Origin of the sequence: Ensifer sp. R-19 (assembly GCF_049905105.1) — a bacterium.
In the GTDB taxonomy this organism is placed as follows: Bacteria; Pseudomonadota; Alphaproteobacteria; order Rhizobiales; family Rhizobiaceae; genus Ensifer.
In genome coordinates this window covers 3624975-3638388 of record NZ_CP184569.1, presented here as the reverse complement: position 1 = coordinate 3638388, position 13414 = coordinate 3624975, and the positions used below count along the sequence as shown (strand labels likewise).

15 protein-coding genes are annotated in these 13414 nt (G+C 60.7%); 5 read left to right on the top strand and 10 right to left on the bottom strand.

From position 1 onward, the window contains the following. Positions 1 to 225 precede the first annotated feature (225 nt). Positions 226 to 822 carry a nitroreductase family protein gene (locus ACN9MO_RS17520; RefSeq protein ID WP_112995104.1) on the top strand — a complete coding sequence of 199 codons (597 nt, stop codon included), beginning with the start codon at positions 226 to 228 and terminating at the stop codon, positions 820 to 822. 59 nt (positions 823 to 881) lie between these two features. On the opposite strand, the gene gyrB is transcribed toward ACN9MO_RS17520, so the two are convergent. The 5 genes from gyrB to ACN9MO_RS17495 all read right to left on the bottom strand — a co-directional run bounded on the left by gyrB (position 882) and on the right by ACN9MO_RS17495 (position 6206). After that, positions 882 to 3317, bottom strand: a complete 2436-nt coding sequence (gyrB, locus tag ACN9MO_RS17515; RefSeq protein ID WP_112995083.1) for a DNA topoisomerase (ATP-hydrolyzing) subunit B — start codon at positions 3315 to 3317, stop codon at positions 882 to 884. A 135-nt stretch (positions 3318 to 3452) separates the two neighbouring features. After that, a complete protein-coding gene (locus tag ACN9MO_RS17510; protein WP_058321614.1) occupies positions 3453 to 3830 on the bottom strand; it encodes a helix-turn-helix domain-containing protein in 378 nt (125 codons plus the stop codon). Continuing rightward, positions 3827 to 4393, bottom strand: coding sequence for a Smr/MutS family protein (locus ACN9MO_RS17505; RefSeq protein WP_112995084.1), 567 nt, complete (start codon positions 4391 to 4393; stop codon positions 3827 to 3829). The genes ACN9MO_RS17510 and ACN9MO_RS17505 overlap by 4 nt, the downstream gene beginning before the upstream one ends. Continuing rightward, positions 4386 to 5486 carry a murein transglycosylase A gene (gene mltA, locus ACN9MO_RS17500; RefSeq protein ID WP_112995085.1) on the bottom strand — a complete coding sequence of 367 codons (1101 nt, stop codon included), beginning with the start codon at positions 5484 to 5486 and terminating at the stop codon, positions 4386 to 4388. The genes ACN9MO_RS17505 and mltA overlap by 8 nt, the downstream gene beginning before the upstream one ends. 15 nt (positions 5487 to 5501) lie before the next feature. Next, the gene (locus ACN9MO_RS17495) at positions 5502 to 6206 is read right to left on the bottom strand and encodes a Tim44/TimA family putative adaptor protein (protein WP_057252027.1); all 705 of its coding nucleotides are present in this window, start codon (positions 6204 to 6206) and stop codon (positions 5502 to 5504) included. Positions 6207 to 6417: 211 nt separating this feature from the next. Between ACN9MO_RS17495 and ACN9MO_RS17490 the strand changes: the two genes are divergently transcribed. Both ACN9MO_RS17490 and secB read left to right on the top strand, forming a co-directional pair. Continuing rightward, complete coding sequence (locus tag ACN9MO_RS17490; RefSeq protein ID WP_112995086.1) at positions 6418 to 6924, top strand: FxsA family protein; 507 nt, start codon at positions 6418 to 6420, stop codon at positions 6922 to 6924. A 182-nt stretch (positions 6925 to 7106) separates the two neighbouring features. After that, complete coding sequence (secB, locus tag ACN9MO_RS17485) at positions 7107 to 7610, top strand: protein-export chaperone SecB (protein ID WP_057252025.1); 504 nt, start codon at positions 7107 to 7109, stop codon at positions 7608 to 7610. A 61-nt stretch (positions 7611 to 7671) separates the two neighbouring features. On the opposite strand, the gene dnaQ is transcribed toward secB, so the two are convergent. Genes dnaQ through ACN9MO_RS17460 form a run of 5 tightly spaced genes read right to left on the bottom strand, consistent with a single transcriptional unit; the run spans position 7672 to position 11273 of the window. Beyond that, a complete protein-coding gene (gene dnaQ / locus ACN9MO_RS17480) occupies positions 7672 to 8376 on the bottom strand; it encodes a DNA polymerase III subunit epsilon (protein WP_112995087.1) in 705 nt (234 codons plus the stop codon). Further along, the gene (coaE, locus tag ACN9MO_RS17475) at positions 8369 to 8971 is read right to left on the bottom strand and encodes a dephospho-CoA kinase (RefSeq protein ID WP_112995088.1); all 603 of its coding nucleotides are present in this window, start codon (positions 8969 to 8971) and stop codon (positions 8369 to 8371) included. The genes dnaQ and coaE overlap by 8 nt, the downstream gene beginning before the upstream one ends. Beyond that, on the bottom strand, positions 8971 to 9828 hold the full coding sequence (locus ACN9MO_RS17470; RefSeq protein ID WP_112995089.1) for a shikimate dehydrogenase: 858 nt from the start codon (positions 9826 to 9828) through the stop codon (positions 8971 to 8973). Before ACN9MO_RS17470 ends, coaE begins: the two co-directional genes overlap by 1 nt. Next, positions 9821 to 10420: a Maf-like protein gene (locus ACN9MO_RS17465; protein WP_057252123.1), complete on the bottom strand. Its 600-nt coding sequence runs from the start codon at positions 10418 to 10420 to the stop codon at positions 9821 to 9823. Before ACN9MO_RS17465 ends, ACN9MO_RS17470 begins: the two co-directional genes overlap by 8 nt. 31 nt (positions 10421 to 10451) lie before the next feature. Beyond that, positions 10452 to 11273 carry a pyruvate, water dikinase regulatory protein gene (locus tag ACN9MO_RS17460; protein ID WP_057252021.1) on the bottom strand — a complete coding sequence of 274 codons (822 nt, stop codon included), beginning with the start codon at positions 11271 to 11273 and terminating at the stop codon, positions 10452 to 10454. A gap of 407 nt (positions 11274 to 11680) precedes the next feature. On the opposite strand from ACN9MO_RS17460, the gene hemE reads away from it, so the two are divergent. Both hemE and hemJ read left to right on the top strand, forming a co-directional pair. Further along, positions 11681 to 12712 (top strand): uroporphyrinogen decarboxylase, encoded by a 1032-nt coding sequence (gene hemE / locus ACN9MO_RS17455; RefSeq protein WP_113133122.1) that lies wholly within the window; start codon positions 11681 to 11683, stop codon positions 12710 to 12712. Continuing rightward, entirely contained in the window at positions 12709 to 13251 is a 543-nt protein-coding gene (hemJ, locus tag ACN9MO_RS17450) for a protoporphyrinogen oxidase HemJ (RefSeq protein WP_057252019.1), read from the top strand. Before hemE ends, hemJ begins: the two co-directional genes overlap by 4 nt. Positions 13252 to 13414 lie beyond the last annotated feature (163 nt).

Genomic DNA, 13414 nt, shown 5'->3' with positions numbered 1-13414 from the left:
ATACAACTTTTTTCTTGGAAACGGCAATGACCCACGCGACCGTTTCTGCACTTTCCTGGCGCGCCTCGCGTACCGACCGCGCTCGCGTTCCCGTGCGTCCAACCCGGTTTCATCCACACCCGTCCTCATGTAGCGTCCGAAACGAATCGAGCCATAGGCGCAGGTGACAGATCAGGCACCGAAGATCGGCCGAGGATATAGAGAACACATAGAAGAGGCATGTCCATGACGGCGACCAACAACAGAAAAGCCGATTATCCCATCGATGCCATGTTCCTGGAGCGCTGGTCGCCCCGCGCCTTCACCAACGAGGAGATCGAGGAACGCGAACTGCTTTCCTTCTTCGAAGCGGCCCGATGGGCGCCGTCTGCGAGCAACCGACAGCCCTGGCGCTTCGTCTATGCCCGTCGCGGAACGGAGCACTTTCCGGTGCTGCTCGACACGCTCGATGAAGGCAACCAGCGCTGGGCGAAGAACGCTGCCGCGCTTCTGATCGTTATTTCAAGAACCCACAACCAGGCACAGAACGGCGAGATGCGGCCGGCCTATACCCACGCCTTCGACACGGGCTCGGCCTGGTACAGCCTCGCTCTGCAGGCTTCCCTTGGCGGCTGGCATACCCATGGCATGGCCGGCATCGACCGCGACAAGGCGATGCGCGTTCTGAACGTTCCCGAGCATCACCGGGTCGAGGCCGCCGTGGCGATCGGACGGCTGGCTGACCCCTCGACGCTACCGGACGACCTGCGCGCACGCGAAATCCCGAGCCAGCGCAAGCCGGTCAGCGAGTTCGCCTTCGAAGGCCAGTTCAAGGGCGAATAACGAAAAATCCCGGCGCCGCAAGGCACCGGGATTCCAAGTGGTCACGATATCCGAGAAGATCAGATGTCGAGGTTGGCGACGCTCAGTGCGTTTTCCTGGATGAAGTCGCGGCGCGGCTCGACCTCGTCGCCCATCAGGCGCGAAAACAGGCCGTCGGCATCGGTGGCGTCGGTGACGCGGACCTGCAGCAGCGAGCGGACGTTCGGATCGAGCGTCGTTTCCCAGAGCTGCTCGGCATTCATTTCACCGAGGCCCTTGTAGCGCTGCATCGAGAGACCCTTGCGACCGGCCGCGAAGATCGCATCGAGAAGCGCACGCGGTCCGCTGATCTCCAGGGTACCGTCGCGACGCCGCAGAACCGGCGGGGCAGCATAGACTTCCTTGAGCTTCGCGGTGAGCTGGTCGATGTAGCGGGCATCGGACGAGCCGATCAGCGCCATATCGAGCACCGCGACTTCCTTGACGCCGCGGACCATGCGCTCGAGGCGAAGACCGCCTTCTGCCGTGACCGCACCGCTCCAGCCGCGTTCGGTTTCCTCGGCGATGACGTCGAGGCGACGGGCAACCTCCGCAGCGACCGCTTCATAGGCGTCGCGCTGGCCGTTGAGCTCAACGTTCAGGGCGCCGGCGATCGCCGCCTGCTCGACGATCGAGCGGTTGTAGCGCGAGTGCAGCCCGTTCATCAGATTGCGCAGGCGGAGTGCATCATTGATGACTTCGCGCAGATCCTGGCCGGCGCGCACTTCGCCTGATTCCAGCTCCAGCGTGGCTTCTTCCAGACCCATCGTGATCAGGTAGTCTTCCAGTGCCTGCTCGTTCTTGAGGTATTGAGCCGACTTGCCGCGCGTGACCTTGTAGAGCGGCGGCTGGGCGATATAGAGATGGCCGCGCTCGATCAATTCCGGCATCTGGCGGAAGAAGAAGGTGAGCAGCAGGGTGCGGATATGGGCGCCGTCGACGTCGGCGTCCGTCATGATGATGATCTTGTGATAGCGCAGCTTGTCGGCGTTGAACTCGTCCTTGCCGATCGAGGTGCCGAGTGCGGTGATCAGCGTACCGATTTCCTGGCTCGACAGCATCTTGTCGAAGCGCGCACGCTCGACATTGAGGATCTTGCCGCGCAGCGGCAGGATCGCCTGGTTTTCGCGCGAGCGGCCCTGCTTGGCGGAGCCACCTGCCGAGTCACCCTCCACCAGGAAGACTTCGGACTTGGCCGGGTCACGCTCGGAGCAATCGGCAAGCTTTCCGGGCAGCGACGAGATATCGAGCGCACCCTTGCGGCGCGTCAGTTCGCGGGCCTTGCGGGCGGCTTCGCGGGCAGCAGCCGCTTCGACCACCTTGCCGACGAGGATCTTGGCTTCGCTCGGATGTTCTTCGAACCAGGTGCTGAGCGCTTCGTTGACGAGGCTTTCGACAACCGGGCGCACTTCCGAAGACACCAGCTTGTCCTTCGTCTGCGATGAGAACTTCGGATCTGGAACCTTGACCGAAAGAACAGCCGTCAGGCCTTCGCGGCAGTCCTCGCCCTGGAGCGTGACCTTTTCCCTCTTGGTGATGCCCGAGGAATCCGCGTAGGAGGTGACCTGGCGCGTCAGCGCGCCGCGGAAGCCCGCCATATGGGTGCCGCCGTCGCGCTGCGGGATGTTGTTGGTAAAGCAGAGCACGTTTTCGTGGTAGCTGTCGTTCCACCACATCGCCACTTCGACGGTGATGCCGTCCTTTTCGCCGCGGATCGATACGGGCTTGTGCACCAGCGGCTTCTTCGCCCGGTCGAGATAGGCGACATAGGCCTCGAGACCGCCCTCATACATCATCTCGTCCTGGCGAATGTCCGAATGGCGCTTGTCGGTCAGAATGATATGAACGCCTGAATTGAGGAAGGCGAGTTCGCGAAGGCGGTGTTCCAGCGTGTTGTAATCGAACTCGGTCTTGGTGAAGGTTTTGCTGCTCGGCAGGAACGTCACCTCGGTTCCGGTCGCGTCGCCTGCGTCGCCGGTAACGGCCAGAGAGCCATCGGCGACGCCGTGCGTGAAGCTCATCTCGTGAATTTTGCCTGCGCGGCGAATCTTCAGCTTCAGGGAAACGGAAAGCGCGTTGACCACGGACACGCCGACGCCGTGCAGACCGCCCGAAACCTTGTAGGAGTTCTGGTCGAATTTTCCGCCGGCGTGCAACTGGGTCATGATGACCTCGGCCGCCGACACGCCTTCTTCCTTGTGGATGTCGGTCGGGATGCCGCGACCGTTATCCGTGACCGTTACCGATCCATCAGAATTAAGCGTCACCGTTACGATATCCGCATGACCGGCAAGCGCTTCGTCGATCGCGTTGTCGACGACCTCATACACCATGTGGTGCAGACCGGAGCCGTCATCCGTGTCGCCGATATACATGCCCGGCCGCTTGCGCACGGCATCCAGGCCCTTCAGCACCTTGATGGAATCGGCACCATATTCGGCGCTGGCGCCGGTTTCGGTCTCAGGATTGTCGGTCATTCAGCTACGGGTCTTTCCAGGTTGTTCGGACAGGGTGATTCGTTGCGAATCACGTCTCGGACGCCTCGTGGACTATAGAAAATTTGTCCACGGTTCCAAATCCCGGACCGCCGGGCAGCGGCCGGAAACAGGCATTCATCCCCTGTCATTATCAGGAAATGTGGCTTTTTCCAAAACATCTTCCAGGGCGCGGATCGTCTCAGGCGACAAAGCGCGGATTTGTTCGCTGAGGCGGTTGGCAAATGCCGTGTGCTCCGGCGTCAGGCCCGACGTGTCCAGCACGACTTTCGGTGCGGAGACGTTGGCGATACGGAACAACTCCTCCGCCTCATCCCAGATCACATTGAAATAGCCGGCCACCCGCTGGAGAAAATCGAAGCTCGGCGCGCCGCGCTTTCCGTGTTCGAGGGCTGAGAGATAGGCGGCCGAAACGTTGATCGCCGCTGCCATCTGTTTCTGCGACACGCCCTTCCTGCGCCTGAGTTCGCGCAGCGCCTCGCCGAAGGGTGTCATATCGCGCTTCCCCTCACACGCGCCAGGCGGACATATAGAGCACCCTCGCCGCCATGGTTGCGGGCGGCCTGCTCGTAGGATGAGATCAGCGGCCGGAACTCGGGCAAGGAGAACCAGAGCGGTACCGCCCGCTTCAAAGCACCGTCGCTGCCGAACGAGGTGCCCTTGCCGGTTATGACGAGCACATGGCGCAGCCCGCGCTCATGCGCCCTTAAGAGAAACTGCAACAGCAAACCATGCGCTTCGCTCTGGATCATGCCATGCAGGTCGATCCGGGCTTCGAGTGTCAGGCGCCCCTTGGCGAGCTTGCGCTTGACCGGCTTCTCAAGCGGATGATGCAGTTTCTCGCCCGTCTTTTTCGTCAGCGCGATACCCGGCTGTTCGACGGCGCCGGTCGATTTCTGCTGCTGCTTGGCTTTCGGTTCTTCCTGCGCCTTCGGCTCTTCGTCTACGGCCAACATGTCCATCAGGTCGTCGAGCCGACCCGGCATCGGTCTCGTCGAGCGGGCAACCTTGCCCCAGAGAATGCGATCTTCGGACGAAAGCTCTTTTTTCTTAGGCATGGCCGTATCGTGCCGCGGCCGCCTTGGGAACGAAAACATAGAAGTCGGCCTGATTACGAACTGCCCCGGCCCGTTCGCCCGCCTCGAAGCCGGAACCGGTGAAGATGTCACCGCGCGCTGGACCGACGATTGCCGACCCCGTGTCGAGCGCCAGCATCAGGCGCTGGAAGGGCTTTCCGTCATCGAGGCGTGTCAGGCTCTCGCTCGCGATATAGAAGGGTACGCCGAAGGTATGGATCAGCCGGTCCACCGCCAAGGAACGTCCCGGCTCGAGCGAGACCTTGGCAGCGGCGATCGGACCCAGGTGCTCGTCCTCGACAGCGGCCTCGCGGAAGAAGATAAACGACCGGTTGTGCCAGAGGACCTCATCGACGTCGTCCGGATGCGCCTCCAGCCAGTCGCGAATGCTCATCATCGAGACGGTCGCGGCATCGATCTTGCCGCGTTCGATCAGCAGTTTGCCGACGGCTGAGAAATAGTGGCCGGTCTTGGCGGCATAGGTGACGCGGCGACGCGAACCATTCGGGAATAGGAGCCGCGCCGCACCCTGGACATGAACGAAGAAAACTTCGACCTTGGACTTCGCATAGGCGATCTCCAGGCCGCGGCCGGCAAGGTAGCCCTGCTCGATTGCCCGCCTGTCCGGATACTCGCTGATCCGGCCATCCTCGGAAAGACCAAAGGCGAAATAGGGATCCATCCCATCGGGCCGGTTGGTGTCGTCGATATCGACCAGATCCGCAGGGCGTCGGTAGAGCGGATAGCGATAGGTCTCGTCCGCTTCGGCGCGAACCTCGATTTCCGGTTCGTAGAAGGCGGTGACAAAGCCGGAACCCGCTTCCGGTTTGATCCGGAACGGTGCGAAGTGCTTCTCGAAGAAGGCCCGTGCGCCGTCAGCTGTGTCGACGTCGGCTGACGAAGCCGAGAAGGCCGGCATAAGATCATCGGCCGAGATCCCCATCGATCCGGTGCGATAGGGCTTGGTCGAGACGTGCTTCTGACAGCGGCGCATCGCCTCTATCACCTTGGTCGGGTCGTCGTCCCGCCAGCCCGGAAGATCGTCGAAACTGACGGGTTCAAGTCGAAAGGACATCGTCGCCACGGCCGCTCAATTTTCGGATTCGGTGGCGATCAGCTTCCAGTTCGGATCCCGCGAACGGATGTCGCGCGCAAAGGTCCAGAGATCATTGACCTCGGCAACCGATTCGGCATCGCCGTCGATCAGGCCACCCTGTTTGTCATAAGTCGCCGAAATCAGCTGGCTGACGATACGGACCGTGATGTTCTCTTCGCTGTCCTTCACTTCGGCGTGAATGATGTCGGCCTTGTCGATGCCGACGAAGGTGGACTTGACGACTTCGCCCTTGCGCTCCCGGTCGGTGATCGCCGCGTCGAAGCCTTCATAGACCTCGCGGGACAACAGGTTCTTCAGCGTCTTGCGGTCACCGTCAGCAAAGGCCATGACGATCATCTCGTAGGCCATCTTGGCGCCGTTGACGAATTCCTTGGGATCGAAGCTCGGATCAGCGTCGCTCAGCGCTCGAAGCTGGGTGTTCAGTGTTGTGCCAGCCTTGGCGAAGGCATCGATCGATTCGTAACGACCCGCTTCTTCTTCCGCGCTCTCGCGTCGCGGCAATTGCACGACCTTGCCCTTGTCGCCGTTTTCCGGCCCCTGGCTCATGTCTCGCGGCGAATAGGGATCGAATGGCGGCCGTTCGCTTCCTGTCCGGCGGCCCAAAACGCTGCGCAGTTGCAGGAAAATGACCACCGCGGCGATCAGGAAAAAAAACGTGATGAAGTCAAAAGAGCCCATTTCCACCCGGAACCGCTGTTAGAATTTCTCGTGGCTATTCCATATAGTCCGCAAGAATAGATCATTCAAATGGCGATGTCGCACCCTTACAGCACCGAACGTCTTTTAAGACGCACAAAGGTCGCTGTGGCGCTTTAGAGTTGCTGCATGTTTTTGCTCTTAAGTCGGAGACGATTTAAGGGAACACCAGGTTTCATTTTCGGGCAGATTGATGCGCTCATTTCTTATTCCCCTTGTCATCTTCGGGCTCCCGCTCGCCGAGATCGCCGGTTTCGTCGTCGTCGGCCGAGAGATCGGACTTTTGATGACGCTGCTTCTGGTGCTTGCAAGCGCATTTGTGGGTGTGATCCTGCTCCGAGTCCAGGGATTTACCGTCATCCGCAGGATGCAGGATGCCACCCGCACAGGCAGTGACCCGGGCCGGGAGGTGATCGGCGGCGCCTTGCTGTTCGTCGCGGCGATCCTGCTCGTCGTACCGGGCTTCGTCAGCGACGTGATCGGTCTCCTCCTGTTTCTGCCCTTTGTCCGCGACGTCGTGGCCGCCTATCTGCGCAAGAGGATGACGATCGTGACGGCGGCATCCGGGACGAACTGGTACCCACAAGACGACCCGCGGCAGCCACGACCCTCGACGCGCGTCATCGACCTCGACGAAGGCGAATTTTCGCGGAAGGACGACGAGGATCCGCCGCAAGGTGGGGACCGCGATCGCCCCTAGACGAGGAGCGTTTGGCGGAATGCGCATCCGGCACTCTGTCGCCCACATTCCGGAGCATAATCCTGGCTTGGCGGTTTGGAGCAAAGGTACGCGCATCCGCCTGAAAGCGCCGGGTCCGCAGGGTTGTAAGCCCTAGGCCGAAATGCTAGATGGCCTCACCGAATTGATGTCGAGGAACCCTTATGACGACTGATACCGCATCCAACGGCAACGGCAGCGCGCAGCAGAGCCCGTCGCTGAATATCCTCGCCCAGTATATCAAGGACCTTTCCTTCGAAAACCCGGGCGCTCCGCGTTCGCTGCAGGCTCGTGACAAGGCGCCGTCGATCAACATCAACGTCAATGTCAACGCCAATCCGCTCGCAGAGAACGATTTCGACGTCGTTCTGTCACTGAACGCCGAAGCCAAGGACGGCGACCGTGTTCTCTTCAATGTCGAGCTCGCCTATGGCGGCGTCTTCCGCGTTGCAGGCTTCCCGCAGGAGCACATGCTGCCGCTGCTCTTCATCGAGTGCCCGCGCCTGCTGTTCCCGTTCGCGCGCCAGATCGTTGCCGACGCGACCCGCAATGGTGGCTTCCCGCCGCTGATGATCGACCCGATCGACTTCGCGCAGATGTTCGCGCAGCGCATGGCAGAAGAAAAGGTCCGTGCTCAGGTTTCGAACTCGAACGAAACCGCGAACTGATCGAAAATCAGAACGCTGAAACAATGAAGCCCGGCTCGCGCCGGGCTTTTTTGATGCCTGGTTATTCCTGGGGATCGTATTTTGCCCAGATCGCCTTGGCGCCGATCTTGGCAATCAGCGCAGCGTGAGCCGCAAGATCGTCCTCCGACAGCCGGCTCGGCAGCGGACGCGGACGCTGGCCGATGACGATCGGCACATCATCGAGCTCGATCGACTGCCCCGCCGATTTCGTCGAGACAAGGCCGAGCGCTGCCTGACGACCACCGATCATCTCAATATAGACTTCGGCGAGCAGTTCGGAGTCGAGAAGAGCGCCGTGTTTCGCGCGGTGCGAATTGTCGATGCCGTAACGACGGCAAAGCGCATCGAGCGAGTTCGGCCCCATCGGATGCTTGCGGCGAGCAAGCGCCAATGTGTCCGTCACCCGATCGATGGCGATCGGCGGCAGTCCCAGACGCGCGAACTCGGCGTTGACGAAGCCCATGTCGAAGGTGGCGTTGTGGGCGACCCAACGCGCATCACCGAAGAAATCTAGGATCTCATCGACGACATCGGCGAAGGGCGGCTTGTCCTTCAGGAAGTCGTCGGTGATCCCGTGGATGGCGAGCGCATCCGGATGAACCTTGCGGCTGCCGGGATTGATGAAGATGTGGAGCGTGCGGCCGGTCGGAAACTGGTTTTCGAGTTCGACACCGCCGATTTCGATCACCCGGTCCTCGCGATTGTCGAGCCCCGTCGTTTCCGTATCGAAGATGATCTCACGCATCCGCGTCTCCGTTTCTGGCTGCGAGTTCGTCGACGACCGCCTTCACCTGGCCGCGGGTGACGTCGAAACTGTCGCTGGTATCGATGATGTAGTCGGCGCGTTTACGCTTTTCGCTGTCCGGCACCTGCCGCGCAAGGATCATCGCGAGTTTTCCCTCTGTCATTCCCGGTCGCTTCAACGCCCTATCGCGCTGGAGCTCGGCCGAGCAGGTCACCACGATGACGCGGTCGACCCTTTTTTCCGCTCCTGTTTCAAACAACAGCGGGATGTCCAGGACGACAAAGGGCGCAGCTGTAGCCGCGTACTTTGCAAGGAACTCCTGTTCCTTCTTGCGCACGAGCGGATGTACGATCGCCTCGAGTTCGGACAGCCGTCCCGGCGCCTCCATGAGCTGGCGCGACAGTTCGGACCGGTCAACCTCGCCGTCTTTCGTCGTTCCGGGAAAAGCCGCCTCGACCGGCGCAACTGCCTCGCCGCGATAAAGTTGGTGCACCACCTCATCGGCATCGTTCACCGGAACGCCGAAGTCACGGAACATCTGGGCCGTCGTCGACTTGCCCATGGCGATCGATCCTGTGAGCCCAAGGATCATCATCAGCGCCGGTCCATGTCATCGATGATGCGTTGTCGAAGCGTGGCATCGACCGTCGGCCGACAGCCGAACCAGAGCTCGAAGCCGGGGACGGCCTGGTGCAGGAGCATGCCCAAACCGTCGACAATCGCAAAACCTTGCGCCTCTGCCTGCGCGAGGATCGGCGTCTTCAGGGGAACATAGACGATGTCCGTGACGACGGCGCTGGAAGCCATGACGCCGAAATCGAGCACGAGCGCTTCGCTGCCATCCATGCCTAGTGACGTGGTGTTGATGAACAGACCGGCACCCGCCATCACCTCTTTGAGCGCGCCCATCGGATGCGCTTCGACCGCCGGGCCGAAACGATCGGCGAGTTCCTTCGCCCGGTCGACCGTCCGATTGACGACATGGATCGTCTTGATGCCGCGATCACGGACGGCCTGAATGATCGCACGGCTGGCGCCGCCTGCGCCGAGAATGACTGCGGTTGACGTCTTGTCCCAGCCAGCCGCCCGCTCATCGAGATTGGCAACGAAGCCGCGGCCATCAGTGTTGGTGGCGTGCACCGCTCCATCTCTGAGCCATAACGTATTGGCCGCGCCGAGTTCCTGGCTCAGCTCATCCGGCCGATCCGCCAGACGACAGGTGAGCTCCTTGTGCGGGATGGTGACATTGCCGCCGCAGAAACCGGACGTTCCGTCCTTGAGGCTTTCGATGAAGGCGGCAAAATCTTCCGGCCTGACCTCATGCGCGCGATAGCTGCCGCGCAGACCGAGCTCATTCAGCCAATAACCATGGATCAGAGGCGACCGGGAGTGCTTGATCGGATAGCCGGTGACGAAGGCGTGGTTAACAAATGTTTCACGTGAATCACGCATCGATCGTTCCCAGTTCACGAAGTTTGGCGAGCAGCGGCAGCATCGGAAGACCGAGGATGGTGAAGTAGTCGCCTTCGATCTTTTCGAAGAGCTGGATCCCCTCGCCCTCCAGCTGATAGGCGCCGACGCTCGAAAGCGCCTTTTCGCCAACACGCTGCAAGTGGCGATCGACGAAACCTGCCGTCAGCGGCCGCACCGTCATGTGGGCGGAAGAAACGTGCCGCCAGACAACCTCTTCACCGCGCAAAAGCACGATGGCGCTGTTCAGGCGATGGGTCTTTCCGGACAGAGACAGCAAATGCTGAGCCGCTTCCGCCATGTCCTTCGGCTTATGATAGACCCGTGCTTCCAGAGACATGGTCTGGTCGGAGCCGATCACCAACGCGTCGCCGAAATGGCCGGCGACGTCGCGCGCCTTTGCCTCCGCCAGCGCGAGCGCTACAGTTTCGGGTGCCACACCGGCTTCTTCGAGTGGCTTTTCCAGCGCACGTTCATCGATCTTGGCTGCCTTCGCCTCGAAAACGAGGCCGGCATTTTCCAGGAGCGCACGTCGAAACGGGCTTGCCGAGGCCAGGACGAGCGAAAGATTCATCATGCAGGTTCCCGTATTGTTCGATTCGGGTCTAGCGCAGACGCGGACGCAGGGCAACGATTGCCGCCGCGGTTTCCTCGATCGAACGGCGGGTGACGTCGATGACCGGCCAATTGTTGCGGGCGCAAAGCGACCGGGCATATTTCAGTTCCTCGGTAATCGAGGCCTTGTCCGTATATTGATCGCCGTGAAAGCCCTGCGTCGTTCCGAGCACCCGGTGCTGGCGCACCTGCGAGATACGGTCGGCCGTGGCGATCAGGCCGACGACGAGCGGCTTCGTCGCCTCCATCAATCTTTCGGGTAGCGGCACGCCCGGAACGATCGGGATGTTGACCGTCTTGATGCCGCGGTTGGCGAGATAGATGCTGGTCGGCGTCTTCGACGTCCGGCTGATGCCGACCAGAACGACATCCGCCTCGTCGAAATCGGCGGGCAACTGACCGTCGTCATGGTCCATCGTGAAATTGAGCGCGTCGATGCGGGCGAAATACTCCGCATCCATCACGTGCTGGGCGCCCGAACGGCGGCGCGACGGCGATCCCAGATAGGACTGGAAGAGGTCGATGATCGGATCGAGCACCGAGACGCAAGGGACACCCATCTCGCGGCAACGCCGATCGATGACATCGGCGAGTTCGCGGTCGACAATCGTATAGAGCACGATGCCGGGCGCACCATCGATGGCGTCGAGGACCTGCAGCAACTGTTTGCGGTTGCGGATCAACGGATAGACATGCTCCAGCGCATGCGAGCTCTGAAACTGAGCGGCGGCGGCGCGTCCGGCAGCAATCAGAGTCTCGCCCGTCGAGTCCGAAATCAGGTGAAGGTGGAAGTAGTTTTTCTTGTTCTCCACGCAATTCTCCTGGTGCTGTTGATAAGCCGGGATGAAAGACAGCTAACGACGGGGCGCCGACCCAGGCAAGTGGAAAACTGCCGACTTATTCACAATTGGCGCTGTCGCGGAAACCGTTTCGGGGCAAATGTGGAAAAGACTCGCGACGATGACAAAGTGTCACGCGTATCAACCGCTTGTCCACAAGCGTGACCAAATCCGTGGTTCCGCTAACCGACTGAATCCAAATGCCTTTATTCGTCTCTCTGCACTGTTTTTCCAGATTACCCAGACACTGTCCCATCGCGCGTTGTCCCGAGCGACAGCCGTGGACAAGTCAGTGGCTTGTTTTAATCCTTGATACCCACCGACTCTAAGAAATAGAAACCTTCTAAATATCTTTGATTTTATATTGGGAGAGATGATCCGTGACCGAAACGCGCAGAAAGGTTCTGGAGGTTTTGGCAGGGAAGACGGTGTCTCCTCCTCCGATCTGGCTGATGCGCCAGGCAGGCCGTTACCTGCCGGAGTACAGGGCTACACGGGCTACGGCCGGGAGCTTCCTCGATCTCTGTTACACACCCGATCTCGCAGTCGAGGTGACGCTGCAGCCGATCCGTCGATACGCTTTCGACGCTGCCATCCTCTTCTCCGATATCCTGGTCATTCCCGATGCTCTGAAACGCAATGTGCGCTTCGAGGAAGGCCACGGGCCACGAATGGATCCGATCGATGTCGACGATATTTTGCGCCTGAAGCCCGAGGGCATCGCTGAGCACCTCCAGCCTGTCTTTGAGACGGTATCGCGGTTGCGCGCTGAACTTCCCGTCGAAACGACCCTGCTCGGTTTCTGTGGCGCTCCCTGGACGGTTGCGACCTATATGATCGCCGGACACGGGACGCCGGACCAGGCCCCTGCCCGCCTTTTCGCCTACCGCAACCCGGAAGCCTTCGATCATCTGCTGTCCTTCCTGGCGGATGTCTCGGCCGATTATCTCGTGCGGCAGATCGATGCCGGCGCCGATGCCGTGCAGATCTTCGATTCCTGGGCCGGCGTTCTCGGCGAGGAGGAATTCGCCCGTTACGCGGTCAAGCCGGTGCAGCGCATGATCGCTTCGGTCAGGGCGCAGCGGCCGAATGCAAAGATTATCGCCTTTGCAAAAGGCGCCGGTCAGTTGTTGAAGACTTATCGCCAGGCGACGGGCGCCGACGCCATCGGCCTTGACTGGACCGTGCCGCTTTCCTTTGCGAAGGATTTGCAGAAGGAAGGGCCGGTCCAGGGCAATCTCGATCCGATGCGGGTCGTGGCGGGCGGCATGGCGCTCGAGGAAGGCATCGATCGTATTCTCGATGCGCTTGGCCATGGGCCGCTGATCTTCAATCTCGGCCATGGCATCACGCCGCAGGCCGATCCGGATCACGTGTCGGCGCTGGTTGCGCGGGTTCGTGGAGCGCAATGATGGCCGAGAAGCAGACCGACTTAGCGCCCGGCAACAGGGCGCGGCTCAGGGCAACGATCGCGCTTGGTGCTTTCGTGGCGCTTCTCGTCGGTCTCTTCGTCTGGCGGCCGGATGATTTCTATCTCTGGATCAAGGCGTTGCATGTCATCGCGGTGATGTCATGGATGGCAGCCCTGCTCTACATGCCGCGCCTTTTCATCTACCACACCGACGCCGCGCCGGGCTCCGCGCAATCGGAAACCTTCAAGATGATGGAGATGCGGCTGCTGAAGGTGATCATGAACCCGGCGATGATGATCTCCTGGGTGCTCGGCCTCTACCTCGCCTGGAGCGTCTATGGCTTCCACGGCGGGTGGCTGCACGCCAAGCTGCTGTTCGTGGTGCTTTTGACGGCAGTCCACATGCGCTTCAGCCGTGGCGTTCGCGAATTTCAGCGTGACGAAAACAAGCACGATGCGCGCTATTGGCGGCTGATGAACGAGGCCCCGACGCTGCTGATGATTCTCATCGTGATCATGGTCGTGGTGAAGCCGTTCTGAATTTAATCGATTCGTGATTTGCAATAGTCGTTTCTAATTTGCGACAGCCCCTTGCAGGGTTTCACGTGAATCGCTATTTTCTGCCATCTCCTCTTCATGGCTTGTGACAAAGACAAGAGCCTGCCTCTTCCAGCCGCAGCTCCCCAACGAATACTCGCCATCT

Excerpts from the sequence above, each read along its gene's own strand:
- ACN9MO_RS17520 (WP_112995104.1), top strand. The coding sequence starts at position 226 with ATGACGGCGACCAACAACAGAAAAGCCGATTATCCCATCGATGCCATG.
- gyrB (WP_112995083.1), bottom strand. The coding sequence starts at position 3,317 with ATGACCGACAATCCTGAGACCGAAACCGGCGCCAGCGCCGAATATGGT.
- ACN9MO_RS17510 (WP_058321614.1), bottom strand. The coding sequence starts at position 3,830 with ATGACACCCTTCGGCGAGGCGCTGCGCGAACTCAGGCGCAGGAAGGGC.
- ACN9MO_RS17505 (WP_112995084.1), bottom strand. The coding sequence starts at position 4,393 with ATGCCTAAGAAAAAAGAGCTTTCGTCCGAAGATCGCATTCTCTGGGGC.
- mltA (WP_112995085.1), bottom strand. The coding sequence starts at position 5,486 with ATGTCCTTTCGACTTGAACCCGTCAGTTTCGACGATCTTCCGGGCTGG.
- ACN9MO_RS17495 (WP_057252027.1), bottom strand. The coding sequence starts at position 6,206 with ATGGGCTCTTTTGACTTCATCACGTTTTTTTTCCTGATCGCCGCGGTG.
- ACN9MO_RS17490 (WP_112995086.1), top strand. The coding sequence starts at position 6,418 with ATGCGCTCATTTCTTATTCCCCTTGTCATCTTCGGGCTCCCGCTCGCC.
- secB (WP_057252025.1), top strand. The coding sequence starts at position 7,107 with ATGACGACTGATACCGCATCCAACGGCAACGGCAGCGCGCAGCAGAGC.
- dnaQ (WP_112995087.1), bottom strand. The coding sequence starts at position 8,376 with ATGCGTGAGATCATCTTCGATACGGAAACGACGGGGCTCGACAATCGC.
- coaE (WP_112995088.1), bottom strand. The coding sequence starts at position 8,971 with ATGATGATCCTTGGGCTCACAGGATCGATCGCCATGGGCAAGTCGACG.
- ACN9MO_RS17470 (WP_112995089.1), bottom strand. The coding sequence starts at position 9,828 with ATGCGTGATTCACGTGAAACATTTGTTAACCACGCCTTCGTCACCGGC.
- ACN9MO_RS17465 (WP_057252123.1), bottom strand. The coding sequence starts at position 10,420 with ATGAATCTTTCGCTCGTCCTGGCCTCGGCAAGCCCGTTTCGACGTGCG.
- hemJ (WP_057252019.1), top strand. The coding sequence starts at position 12,709 with ATGATGGCCGAGAAGCAGACCGACTTAGCGCCCGGCAACAGGGCGCGG.